The sequence below is a fragment of the Paenibacillus lutrae genome (assembly GCF_009757775.1).
In the GTDB taxonomy this organism is placed as follows: domain Bacteria; phylum Bacillota; class Bacilli; order Paenibacillales; family NBRC-103111; genus Paenibacillus_F; species Paenibacillus_F lutrae.
On the sequence record NZ_RHLK01000002.1, the window covers coordinates 1 to 13,079 of the forward strand.

Genomic DNA, 13,079 nt, shown 5'->3' on the forward strand with positions numbered 1-13,079 from the left:
ATTTATTTTTACAACGAAGACCGGGCACAACGTAAACTAAACAAGCTGACTCCGGTTGAGTACCGAAGCCAGCTTGTTGCCTGAGGCTTTTTCTGATGTCCACTAAAAGGGGTCTTGACCAATAGGAAGGAGGCGGGTTCTTCTATAAGTCCGGTTAGCCGCGCATGTATACGGGCGTCTCATAAATGGCTTCTTTCTCAAATACAAGCTCAAACGATTGTTCATTACCGTCTACAGACGGGCCAATGGAATACACGTGGCCGCCTTGTTTCGGCTGGGCCAAGATTTTGCCTGCAGATTTGGCGGAACGCCGGCGTTTGAGGCCGCTGTTCATTCTGTTTCTGACCGGTTTCATCTTATTCCCCTCCCAGCAGATCATTAATCGAACTAATCAGTTGTCCGTTCACTTCGGTCATGTCATTCAACTGGGCTGCGCTTAACGTAGCCTGACCGATCATATGCACCGTCAGCGCATACTTTCTAGCTACAGGATAACATACCAGATATTCATTTTCAATGGAGGAGGAGTGCAAATGCATGGTGACCCGGTTGTTCAGATGGGCATCCACGACAAGAATTCGTTTGTCCCCGGGCTGAAGATGATCATTCGCTTGGAGCGGATAGGTACGGTTCTTCATACCTATGCCCGAGGTGCCGGCCACTTGTGTAATCGTCGTCTCTCCTGCAAGGTGGACCGTTACGCCCTTCACGGTAAACTGTGCAGGGCATGTATACGATAGCCGGATGCCCTCGCTTAACGTCTGCAGGCTGGCATCATCAGGCTCAAAAGGCACGCCCTTCAATAGAGTACGGAACAGGCGGAGAATTCGTGCGAGCTGCGGGACTGTTGTGCCGTTATGCAGACAGCCGAGTTCCCGCATCTTGCGCTTGATGGAACTGCATGCCGCCGCCGTTGCGGGAACCCACTGCTCATCCGAGCGGCGGATTTCGTAGGTCAGTGCGTTCATACCGAACAAGTCGGAAGGAGTACGCAGCCCTTCGACATCCGCATCATGGACATTCTCGGGCACGTGGTCCGGCAGAAGGAAAAAAACACGCTCCCTGCCAAGCTGGCTCATGAACAGGCCCATTTCAAAAATCGTGTTGTCCCGGGCTGCTGCATACTGTTTCCCGCGGATCTGAACCACATCATCCGTAGCCAGAATAAAAAGTGCGAAGTCGCTGCTTTTGACCTGCTTATCCAAATCTTCCATGGTGTACCGGCCGGGATTGAAGGTGCCTGCGAACCACGGGTTCACCTGGGCAACCGGGGCCAAATTCTCGAGCACGCCTTCTGCAATCGGAATTGCTTCTCTGGAAGAGCCTATAAAGACCTTGGGTTTCAACTGCGGATCCATTAGGTCCCCCCTTTACCGAAAGTTACCTTCCCCTTTTAAAAATAGCGCAACGCAGAAGTTTTGTCCACGCCGGCAATGCGCGATAACAAGAAGACTCTGGCAGCATTCCCGTCAGGTTACCGGCCTGGTACAGGCACTGCGCAAGGAGCTGTCTCAAGAGGAAGAGCGTGAAAGGCTCAAGGAATGGAGGGGGGCGTCTCTTCCAGCGGTCCAGCGATTATAGGATGCATAAACGGCAAGCCGATGACGATGGCTTGTATTAATCTGATCCTAAGGAATCGGTCTTGTTTTTTAAAAGGTAGAAGGATATGGGGTAGAGTTAAAGGAAAATATTCAGGGATACCTGCGGCTAACGGTTAGAATCTTGCAAAGAGCGGATACCTTCGTTAAGGCGTCCGCTCTTTGCATAGGGGCTTGCAGTGTTTCTCGGCTATCCGGCAGCATGAATGAAGGTCTTACTCGCCGCCCCATGCAGCTGCACCCTGCTTGAGCACCTCGGTAACGACCTGTTCGCAAATGCGGTGTGTTTCCAGAGAGTCTTGCGCAGATGGAGAAGGTTGGTGATTCTCACGGATGGATGCCAGGAAATGGTCGATAATCTGGTGGAAGCCTCTCCGGTACAACACGGGGTCCCAGTCGTTGAATTTCAGGAAACTTTCTTCTTTACCTGCGAGAATGGTGGTATTGTTCAAATCTCGGACAATCCATTTTTTTCCCGGGCTCATCAATTCTACTGTTTCTTCACTGCTCCCGCTGTCCCGGTTCATGATGCCGACGGCTGTAAAACCTTCTCCACCGAGTTGAAGCATAACATGATGAAGGCGTCCGTTCTCCTGATGGGAGGTGACGCGGATGTCCTTTATTTCACCCGGAGCCAAGAAGCGCAGCGTATCCACGACATGAATGAAGTCATCGTATACAAAAGGTCTCGCATAGCCCGGTGAAGGGGGTCTGTTCTTCTGCATCAGGATCATACGCGGGTTTTCTTTTTCTTTGAGCGAAGCGTACATAGGCGCAAAACGGCGGTTAAATCCGACCATTAAGGTGCGGCCGGTTGTTTCTGCAAGCTCCACCAGCTCGCGTGATTCCTCGTATGTATAAGACAACGGCTTATCCACATACACATGAACACCGCTGCGGAGGAGCTTGCTGACAAGGGCGGGATGCGATTCCGTAGCCGAGTGGACGAATGCGGCCTGGATCCCGCCGGCGATTAAGTCGTCCACATCCGTAACATGCTCCGCAACGCGGTAGGTGGCGGCCAAGTCTTGCAGGGTGGCGTTATTGCGGGTACAGAAGATCAGTTCGATATCTTGTCTCGCCGTGATCACCGGCAGATAGGCCTTCTGGGCGATGTCGCCAAGCCCGATAATTCCGATTCTCATCGAATTCCTCCTCTATGTGTCTGATTACATTATACAAGAACACAGGTGACAGATTCTATTCCGGTCCGTTGACAGCATTATACGGTACAGTTGCTGCATAAACAAACCGGAATTCATACCAAAAACCTCCCTGTCCATGAGCAAGGACGGGGAGGTTCAGGTAACGCCGGTTTAGCCGGCCGCAGCAATCCGATTTAAGCCTTGGAAATTGCCAGTGGCGGACTTAACCGGACCGTAAACTGTGCTTAGCGGGCGGTAAGCACAAGCTCTTCGCATTCATCCGAGCAGCAGCTGCTGTGAACTTCTTCGCATTCTTCACAGCAGATGTGCTGAAGGTGACAGAAATCATTCGCGCAGTTGATGAAAGTATCGGCAGGCTTGCCGCAATGGTGGCACTTGCCTACGACGATATCCTCGTCTGTGCGGTTAATCGGCACGGAAATCCGCTCATCGAATACGTAGCATTTGCCGTCAAATAATCTTCCTTTGACTTCAGGATCCTGGCCGTATGTGACAATGCCGCCCTCCAGCTGGGCTACGTCCTGGAAGCCTTCCTTGATAAGAAAGCCAGTCAGCTTCTCACAGCGGATGCCTCCGGTGCAATAGGTGAGAATCGGCTTGTCCTTAAGCTCGGCCATGTTCTCCCGGATCCAATCCGGAAATTCCCGGAAAGATTCAATGTCGGGACGGATGGCATTGCGAAAATGGCCCAGATCGTACTCATAGTTGCTGCGGCCGTCGAGGACGATAACGTCTTCTTGCTGGAGCTGCTCGTGAAACTCCGCAGGCGACAGTCTTTTCCCTCCGATGACATTAGGATCAAGCTCCTCTTCGTAACGGAAGGTAACGAGCTCCTTCTTGTGACGGACGAACATTTTCTTGAAAGCATGCTCGTCAGCTTCATCTACTTTGAATACCATGTCGGCAAAAAGAGGGTTCGCGTGCATATCGGCCATATATTGATTCGTCTGCTCGACCGTACCGGATACAGTACCGTTGATGCCTTCGGCTGCAATAAGAATGCGGCCTTTGAGACCGAGGTCTTTGCAGTATTGGCGGTGCTGGGCTGCAAATTGCTCCGGCTCGGGAATAGGGACGAATTTATAGTAAAGGAGGATTCGGAAATCTTTAGCGCTGTTGTTCATTTGAGTACCACCTGTTCTAATGAAAATAAATTAAAAGCACCTTGAAAATAACAGAAACTAGCCGATTAATCAACAACGGTAGAAAAGGGCGATCCCTTTTCTACCGCTATCGAGGAGTATCATGAGGATACCCTAATAAGTATAAAAGATTACAAGTACATAGTAAATACAAACGGCTCATAAATCGTTCGCCGATCCCATGCCGCTCCGCTTCCGGCAACCAGTCTGTGAGCAGAACCGGCGTGCGGATTCTGCTCAAGATGGGTACTGGTTCTACTAATTAATAACCGTCCGTTTGGTGGCCGGACTTCTCGGCGATTTCCGCGCCTTCCTGCGCAGGTACAGTTCCGATATGTTTGGACTCCGCATCGGCTTTTTTGAGTCCCTCCGCCACACGGCGGCCGTAATCCGCATCCGCTTGAGTGAGATTATGAATCATTTTATCCCGGACGACCGGGCTGCTAACGAGGAGGGCGCCGACCAAGTTGGCGATGAGCTCATCTTTCTCCCAGTCTTCGAATTTGCGGTAAGTGTCACCCGCCTGGCCAAAATCATTAGGGCGGCTGATCTTTTGCCGGACCAGTTTGTCGCTGTAGGAAGGCTCATGATCAGCGCCCTGCGGAACTGCTTCCTGGAGGCCTCCGAGTGAGGAAGGCTCGTAGTTCACATGCGGATTCTGACCCGGCGCACGGTCTACGAAATAAGTCATCTGGCCGTCCCGCTGATTCGTGGCTGCGTGTTTCTTGGGTGCATTGACGGGAAGCTGCAGGTAGTTCGTGCCGACCCGGTGACGCTGCGTATCCGAGTAAGAGAAGGTGCGGCCCTGCAGAAGTTTGTCGTCCGAGAAATCCAGACCGTCCACTAGCACCCCGGTACCGAATGCGGCCTGCTCGACTTCCGCAAAATAATCTTCGGGGTTCTTGTTCAGCACCATCTTCCCGACCGGCAGAAACGGGAATTGTTCATGATCCCATAATTTTGTCGGATCGAGCGGATCGAAATCAAGCTCGGGATGTTCATCGTCGCTTAGAATTTGAACGCTGAGTTCCCACTCCGGATGGTCACCGCGTTCAATCGCTTCGTACAAATCCTGGGTAGCGTGGCTGTAATTCTTCGCCTGAATCTCTTCCGCTTCTTTCTGGGTCAGGTTACGGATTTTGTTGTTGATCGGCTCCCAGTGGTACTTGATGAGCACCCCTGTGCCTTCTTGATTAACCCACTTGTAGGTGTTAACCCCTGAGCCCTGCATTTCTCTATAGCTGGCCGGTATTCCCCAAGGCGAGAACAGGAAGGTGGCCATATGGGTGGATTCCGGTGAGTTGCTCAAGAAATCAAACATCCGCTCGATATTTTGAATGTGAGTGACGGGGTCTGGTCTAAAGGCATGCACCATATCCGGGAATTTCAGGGGATCACGGATGAAAAATATTTTCAGATTATTGCCGACCAGATCCCAATTGCCTTCTTCTGTGTAAAACTTCACAGCGAAACCACGCGGATCGCGAAGGGTTTCCGGTGAATGTCCGCCGTGTACGACCGTGGAGAACCGCACGAAGACGGGCGTACGCTTGCCTGCCTCCTGGAAAAGCTTGGCGCGCGTGTATTTGGCGACCGGCTCATTGCCGACTTTGCCGTAGGCTTCAAAATAACCATGAGCTCCTGCACCACGCGCATGTACAACGCGCTCAGGAATTTTCTCCCGGTCGAAGTGCGATATTTTCTCTAGAAAATGGTAATTCTCCAGTGTGGAAGGACCGCGGTCACCGACTGTGCGGATGTTCTGATTATCCGTAATAGGATGGCCTTGACGGTCCGTTAAGGTCATGGACTGTTCACCCGGGGCGAGGCGCTCGTCCGATGGACCGCCTACGCCAGTTACCGCCGTACCATTGCGAACTTCTTCTTTCATAAGGTGTTTCCTCCTGTCTGAAATGAACTGATTCAGTTACCATTATTTTCGAAAAGGAACCATTCTATGCATGTTTTTAAAAGGTCCGGAAATGGGGCTAAAGTAGGAGCTGTGAACGTGGCTGTTTCCAATTAATTCATGATAATTTCCAGAATTGATGGCTAACCTGAACGATTTGATAAGGCGATATTTGCGGCTTTTCGTACTATCCGGAACATGGGAGGCCTGTTTCACGCAAAGAGATACCGACATAAAAAGCATGATCTGTGATGGGAGCTGAAAAGCCGCAGACCCGGAGAAATTGCAGCACCTATTCATAGCTGCCCGGGGGAAGACGGAAGGGCCCGGCGATTCGGTTGACGATATGGAATGACTTCGGGGATGCTTGTCCGGGAAGCTTTGTATTCGTAACCGGAATACGCTCCCAAAGGCACATAATAGATGCTCTGAGTACGAAACGAGGTTAATTTTACGGAGAAATCTATGGCAGCCGAACCTTATTATCAGTCTTCGGAAGATTCGGAATAATCCTTCATCCTGTAGTCTGATCCCATGGACTTTCTTTTGTGCACATCGCAGATAATCCAGGGACTAAAACGTATATATTTAAGACTTTCTTGATTTTGTTGTCGAATGTTTTGTGGTATTATGTACCAAATGGAAAGTGGATTTTTGTTAAACCTATTTGTTAACTTTCTGGCAAAAATGTTCTCTTCTCAGATAAATAAAAAACCGAGACTTTTGGACTATTTTTATGATAAACAAAAGAGGGGAAAACGGACTTGGCGTCGAATAAGGAATTATTAGCATGATAATAAGGACAAAATTAAATGGATAAAGGCAAACTATGTGAAAGCATAGGACGCAAAGCCACGGGTCTTAAGCAGCAGCAAGACAGCCGGGTTACCGAATTTTGGGCGAGTAGAAGTAAAGGCTGCGGTGTTTTTTGTGCGGTCTTTTATTTTTGCCGTTAATCCGGGACGATTCCGGGCGTAGAGAGAACGGAGCGAATCGATTTTCGTACAATTTTCGGCAGAAATGGGGGGCATCCGTGAAACAATTTGCATGGCTGGCAACAAAACAAGCTCGAATGGCGCTTATCTACCTGCTTTGTATCGCACTTGCTTTACTTTTTGAGTATGGCAAGCTGCACCTTATTTATGGAATTACCTTTTCATTTTCAAGTATTTTTCTGTTAGTCGCCGTTTGCCTGTTCGGTGTTCGCTGGGGTCTTATCGCGAGTGTTTTAGTCCAGGTCTGCTCGATCTTTGTTTTTCATAATCCGATGTTCGGCTGGATTTACTGTCTGGAGATTCTTCTAATCGGGCTCGTAAACCGGAGGAAGCCCGGCCAAATGCTCATGTGGGATGCGATCTACTGGTTTGCGCTAGGTTTACCGGTGATGTACGGCATTTATTCGGGGTATTTTAGTTCCGTCTCACATGAACTGATCCTTATGCTGGTCTTGGCACTGTGCAACGGATTGTTCAATGCGCTGATGGCGGAAATCGCACTGAATTATATTCCGTTCAGCCAATGGATAGACCCTTCCCGCAAGAAAGACAGGACGTATTCCTATAGTAAGGTTCTTTTCCACTTGTCTATTGTGGCGGTAGCGGTGCCGTCTCTGATGTACATCGTCATGAACAGCCGTTACTCGGATCGTGTGGCTACGGAAAACTCGTATCAGTTCGCGGTCAATGCAGCGAGCAGAATTCAGCAGGAGCTCAGCGTCTGGGGGAAGGAAGACGTCCTCGGGATTAAACTCAGAAGTAAATTACAAATTGGCTATTTGCAGCAAATTGTACAGAAATATACTTCGGAGACTCTTACCAATATTGTCATTACCGATAATGAGGGCAGAGTGCTCGCTTCCAATGGCAAAGAAACCATACTCAGCGGTAAGTATGACTGGCGAAGCGGCAAAAATGTCCTGGCTTTGCAAAAAGATTTCTACCAGGCACTTCCGAGCAGCAATCATCTCGTATTGCCGGCCCAGCAGTGGAAAGAAGGCAGCTATATCTATAATAGCAGCCTGCCGGGGCTTCCCCTGAAGCTCTATATTGAAATAGAGGTTCGTCATCATCAAGCCAACGTATTTGCTCAGTTTATGAATCAATTGTGGTACTTGCTGCTGTTTGCCGCAGCCGCAGCCGCAGTCGCGCATTTTCTCAGCCGGATGCTCGTGCAGGGGATATCGAAGCTGGCTTCTTCCACCACCGATCTGCCTCAGAAGCTCAAAGAAATGAAAGCGATTGAATGGCCGAGCAGCCGGGTGTTAGAAATCACTTCTTTATCTTATAATTTCCGGCAGATGTCGCTCAATTTAATGCAGATGTTCCATGAATGGAAAACCATGAACGAACAATTGGAGGAGCAGACTTATAAGCTTAGGAAATCGGAGGAAAAGCTTCACCAGCTTGCGTTTTACGATATTTTATCGGGTCTTCCCAACCGGGTGTATTTTACAACGCATTTGCAAGAGCTCATTATGGATTCTACGGTATCCAACCGCTCCATTGCCGTGATGTTCGCCGATTTAAACCGTTTCAAGCAGATCAATGATACGCTTGGGCACGATGTAGGAGACTTGCTCCTCAAAGAAATCAGTGAGCGCTTTGCTTCCAGCCTGACAGAGGGCTGCAAATTGTTCCGTATTGGCGGTGACGAATTCGTCATTCTCATGGAGGATGCGGATGAAGTCCGTGCTTGCGAAGTCATTGAGCGGATTTTCGCTTCGCTGGTGGAGCCTATCCGGCTGCTCAATTCGTCCCTGTACAGCTCCGTCAGTATTGGCATCAGCATGTTCCCCAGAGACGGAGACAGCATGGATGTGATCGTCAAAAATGCGGATATCGCCATGTATTTTGCCAAAGCGCGGGGTGGAAACAGTTTTCACTTCTACGAAAAGAAATTGAATGACATGTTTGAAGAAGAAATGCTTTTGGACCACGGTCTAAGGGAAGCGCTGCTGAAAGATCAGCTCGTTCTTCACTACCAGCCTAAAGTGAATACGTTTACAGGAGCGATTTGCGGAGTCGAGGCTCTGGTCCGGTGGGAGCATCCTGAACTTGGCCGTATTCCTCCTGATAAATTCATTCCGCTTGCCGAAAGTTCCGGCCTGATTCTTAAAATCGATGAGTGGGTGCTGCTGGAAGCATGCAGACAGAACAAAGCCTGGCAGGATGCCGGACTTCCAAAGATTCCGATTGCGGTCAACTTATCCGGCCTGCATTTTTCGCAGACTCATCTCGTGGAGCTGATCCAGCAGGTGCTGGAACAATCGGGATTGGATGAAAAGTATTTGAACCTGGAAATAACCGAAGGCGTCTTTATCAAAAATGTAGATCCGGTCATCGATACCATCACCCGGATCAGAGATATGGGCATACAGCTCTCCATTGATGATTTCGGTACGGGCTATTCTTCCCTCAGTCAATTGCAGCGGCTTCCCATTTCGAATGTAAAGCTGGACCGCTCTTTTATTCATGACATCGCCGATGAACCCAAGAAGGCTGCCGTCGTGAAGGCCATTATTGATCTGGCCCACAGCATGAGGATGACCGTAGTCGCCGAGGGAGTCGAAACCAAGAATGAAATGAACTATCTGAAACAATGCAAATGTGATGAACTGCAAGGCTATTATTTCAGCAGACCACTGCCGGCTGATGAATTCTCAGCTCTGCTTGATTCAGAAGACGACTGGAAGAAGCCTGCAGCTAGAACAGTTTAATGAGGAATAGAAGGAGGGATAAGAATGACCACGAAGCTGACAAGGCTTGCTATTATTTTACTGTTATGTATCGTGACAGCTGCGGGTTGTGCGCCTTTTGCCAAACAAACCGCAATCCAAGAAGGACAGGAGGTTAATTACAATACAAACGCTCCCACAGAGAAACCGGCAGAGAATATCGAACTCACGCTCTGGTCGCATTATAACGGATTTGAAGCGGCAATCGCCAAGTTTCAGGCACTAAATCCGAATGTGAAAATCAACACCAAATTGTTTACTTATGCCGAATATGTATCCGCTTATTTGCAGGCCATCGCGGATGGAACGCCGCCTGATATCATGATGGTTGACAGCGGGGATTTCGGACATTTTACGGCAATCGAAGGTTTGGAGAATTTGCTTGACGCTCCTTATCAAGCTGGTAAATATGCCAAAGAATTTAGCCCTGCACTATGGGACAGCGCGATGGGGGCGGACGGAAAGAGCCTGATTTCGTTCCCGCTTGCGACAGGCCCGACCGTTACTTATTACCGGGCAGATATCTTAGAAAAGCATGGTTTTCCTTCCGAGCCTGAAGAACTGGCCGTATATATGGAGGACCCGGCAAACTGGCTGAATATGGCCAGGAAATTAAGGGGTTCGGGTATTTATATCACCCAATGGGATAACGAGACGCTCCTTTTATTTGAGAAGACTATGGGAACGTTCGACCGCAAACTGAATTTTATCCGCAGCAACCAGATCTTCTACAAAGCGGTGAGTATTGCCAAAACGGTTAATGATGACGGACTCGAGGCTCATCTGGACATTTGGACCGATGCAGGGGTGAAGGCGATCCGGGATGGAAATCTTGCGATGATGTATTTGGGGACCTGGGGCGCGGACCAAATAAAAAGCTGGGCTCCCGAGACAGAAGGGAAGTGGAGAGAAACGCGTCTGCCGTTCGGTTTATACGGCTGGCAGAACAGCTCCAATTTTGTTCTTCCTTCGGCTGGCAAGAACAAAGAGATGGCTTGGAAATTTATTGAGTTTGCCGTAACCGAGCAAAGCAAGGAAGGGTTATTCGGCGCGGTGCCCGCCTATTTGCCGGCTCGAGGCAATGCCAAGGAACTTGCGGTCACCAATCCGTTTCTCGGAGGACAAAAAGCTTATGCGCTCCATGAAAAAATGATGGCCAAAGTACAGGAATTTCCGATTACTCCGCTTGACTACAAAGCACAGGAGGTATGGCAGAGGGGAATCATCGAAGGAATTGAACGCAAAAAAGATACTCAAAAAATTGTGGAAGACGCCCGGGCAGAGGTTGAGAAAGCCGTGCAAAGAGATAAAGAAATTCTTCTGGGTAATTTCAAGAATTAATGACAGACACCGGCCATACCTGACAAAAGCCCCCGCAAATTAATGCGGGGGCTTTGTGGTCATTGTTCATGGAAGCAAAGCAGTCTATTTCAGGATCCAGAGAGCCGGAACATTGGCAGGTTCCCAGCCGGATAACGAAGTATGCGGCTGGCGGCAAAGATAGCTCTTGCCGTTATAAGTCACTTCGTCATTGACTTTATAGCTCACGCCCGCCGCCCATGGTGCCGCTCCGCCCGCTTGCGCATCCGTTGTTGCCTGCACGGTCGTGCCTGCGGATACATTGCCGGCAGCATCTTTGGCTTTCACGGTAAACGTATAAGCCGTAGACGGAGTTAATCCCGTGATGACTGCGGTTGTGCCGGATGCATTCACGCTGTTTGAACCGTATGAAACGGTGTAGCCGGTAACGCCTACGTTATCCGCCGAAGCGGTCCAGCTTAGGCTTACAGTATTGGAGGACTTGGCCGTCACCTGCACATTGCCGGGTGCAGAAGGAGCGGTTGTGTCCGTGCCGCCGCCGCTGCCGGCTGTTGTAACGGATAAAGCAGTCCCTGCCGCAGAGACATTGCCTGCCGCATCTCTGGCTTTGACCGTGAACGAATAGGCTGTATTAGCCGTCAGTCCCGTCACGGTATGACTGGTTCCGGTGACGGTTGCGATCTTGGTATTTCCTTGATAGACCTCATATCCTGTTACACCTACATTATCTGAAGAAGCGTTCCAATCGAGTTTAACCCCGCTCGATGTCACATTAGAGGAGCGTAAGGAAGCCGGTACGCTAGGCGCCTGCGTATCGGGTGTTCCGCTTCCGAAGGAGTCCAGATAGGTGCGGTGGTTATTGGAAAACTCGAAATTGTTGAACTGGTCCCAGTTAATCGACCACGTCATCAAGCCGCGGAGTCCCGGCTGAGGCGTACTGCGCATGGTATACTGGCCGCCGAAGGAAGTTCCCTTCATTAAGTAGTTCAGCGCTTTCTGAACTTCAGCAACCGTCGTGAAGCCGCCGCCCGCATTAGCGTTGGCCGGAAGTCCCATCACGACCTGATCCGGACGAAGAGCCGGGAAGACATTGTTGACGTTCTTTCCTACCGGAAAGCCGGTCAGCAGCATGTCGATCATAGCGACGTGGAAATCAGCGGCGCCCATGGTATAGTACTTGTCGTCCAGTGCCGTGATCGGGCCGGAATTATACTGCTGCACCTGGAGCCAGTCCAGAATATCGCGCAGGCCGTGGATAACCGGCAGATAAGCTCCGGCACGGGTGTCGCAGCTGAGGCAGGTGCCGCCGTAGAACGAATAGCCGAGCTGCACGAAGAAAGTCTCCGGTGCCATGGTCAGCATGAAGGAATCTCCGAAGCTGTTATGCAGTTCCCGTACCGCGGAGATCAGATTTGTAATAACGGGCGTCGTCGGATTACGGAAATCGGAATCTCCTGAATTCAAATAGAGGGAGTGGCCTTCGAAGTCGATATCGAGACCGTCAAATCCGTAGGTGGAGATAATATTTTTCATGGAATTGACAAAGTTAGTGCGGGCTTGGGCAGACACAAGCTGAACCTGTCCGTTCGCTCCGCCGATGGAAATGATGACTTTCTTGCCCTGGCTTTGCAGATAAGCCACATCGGCTTTGAAATCGGCTTCCGTATACTTATACGGCGTAAAGCCGATCGTACCTCCGGTCACTCCGGCAGAAGGTTCGGCGAAGGACACATTGATGACATCAAATTTCGGCGAGACGTCCCGTAGCTTGATGAAGCCGGAACCGTTGTCGAAATTGTGCCAGTAACCGACGATTACTTTTTTATTTACAGGCAGAGAAGCCGCGGAAGCCCGGTTGGAGTTCAAACCTAAAGCCGGGAGAATCAGCGACAGCAGAATGGAAACGATCAAAAGCACACGAAGAACGATCTTCACCCGCGTTTTGGACGGTGAGGCTGGTCTCGTTTTGGAAATCATTACATCATTACCTCCTCAATAATAGTAAAATGATAGCGCTTCCAATAATGGTGATTTAAAGCATTCCCAAGTACAAGAGTCTCTTCTTTGTCTGCCCGGCTTCGCCTGGACATACAAGAGCTGCTCTTGCTCTTGCGGGTATTCACCCCCTTTTTGAGGAAGAAGTCCTGCCTAAGAAGAAAAACCTTAATGGATTGTCATCGCAAGGCTAGTTCTCCGTACCATGGAGTTCCT

At 49.9% G+C, this 13,079-nt stretch carries 9 protein-coding genes and 1 riboswitch; of the genes, 3 read left to right on the top strand and 6 right to left on the bottom strand.

The window, feature by feature from the left end:
- On the top strand, window positions 1-84 hold the full coding sequence (locus EDM21_RS25440) for an IS3 family transposase (RefSeq protein ID WP_338043979.1): 84 nt from the start codon (window positions 1-3) through the stop codon (window positions 82-84).
- A gap of 70 nt (window positions 85-154) precedes the next feature.
- On the opposite strand, the gene EDM21_RS02525 is transcribed toward EDM21_RS25440, so the two are convergent.
- The 5 genes from EDM21_RS02525 to EDM21_RS02545 form a co-directional block, all read right to left on the bottom strand.
- Complete coding sequence (locus EDM21_RS02525; RefSeq protein ID WP_068773613.1) at window positions 155-355, bottom strand: hypothetical protein; 201 nt, start codon at window positions 353-355, stop codon at window positions 155-157.
- 1 nt (window position 356) lies between these two features.
- Window positions 357-1,358 carry a TIR domain-containing protein gene (locus tag EDM21_RS02530; protein WP_157332670.1) on the bottom strand — a complete coding sequence of 334 codons (1,002 nt, stop codon included), beginning with the start codon at window positions 1,356-1,358 and terminating at the stop codon, window positions 357-359.
- A 455-nt stretch (window positions 1,359-1,813) separates the two neighbouring features.
- Complete coding sequence (locus EDM21_RS02535; protein WP_157332672.1) at window positions 1,814-2,743, bottom strand: Gfo/Idh/MocA family protein; 930 nt, start codon at window positions 2,741-2,743, stop codon at window positions 1,814-1,816.
- A gap of 245 nt (window positions 2,744-2,988) precedes the next feature.
- Complete coding sequence (trhO, locus tag EDM21_RS02540) at window positions 2,989-3,888, bottom strand: oxygen-dependent tRNA uridine(34) hydroxylase TrhO (protein ID WP_157332674.1); 900 nt, start codon at window positions 3,886-3,888, stop codon at window positions 2,989-2,991.
- Between the two features lie 280 nt (window positions 3,889-4,168).
- Window positions 4,169-5,713 (bottom strand): catalase, encoded by a 1,545-nt coding sequence (locus EDM21_RS02545; RefSeq protein WP_235918043.1) that lies wholly within the window; start codon window positions 5,711-5,713, stop codon window positions 4,169-4,171.
- Between the two features lie 913 nt (window positions 5,714-6,626).
- Window positions 6,627-6,708, top strand: a riboswitch (cyclic di-GMP riboswitch).
- A 140-nt stretch (window positions 6,709-6,848) separates the two neighbouring features.
- Between EDM21_RS02545 and EDM21_RS02550 the strand changes: the two genes are divergently transcribed.
- Both EDM21_RS02550 and EDM21_RS02555 read left to right on the top strand, forming a co-directional pair.
- Complete coding sequence (locus EDM21_RS02550) at window positions 6,849-9,530, top strand: EAL domain-containing protein (protein ID WP_338043914.1); 2,682 nt, start codon at window positions 6,849-6,851, stop codon at window positions 9,528-9,530.
- Window positions 9,531-9,554: 24 nt separating this feature from the next.
- Entirely contained in the window at window positions 9,555-10,889 is a 1,335-nt protein-coding gene (locus tag EDM21_RS02555; protein ID WP_157332678.1) for an ABC transporter substrate-binding protein, read from the top strand.
- An 84-nt stretch (window positions 10,890-10,973) separates the two neighbouring features.
- On the opposite strand, the gene EDM21_RS02560 is transcribed toward EDM21_RS02555, so the two are convergent.
- Window positions 10,974-12,845, bottom strand: a complete 1,872-nt coding sequence (locus EDM21_RS02560; protein WP_157332680.1) for a fibronectin type III domain-containing protein — start codon at window positions 12,843-12,845, stop codon at window positions 10,974-10,976.
- Window positions 12,846-13,079: the final 234 nt, after the last annotated feature.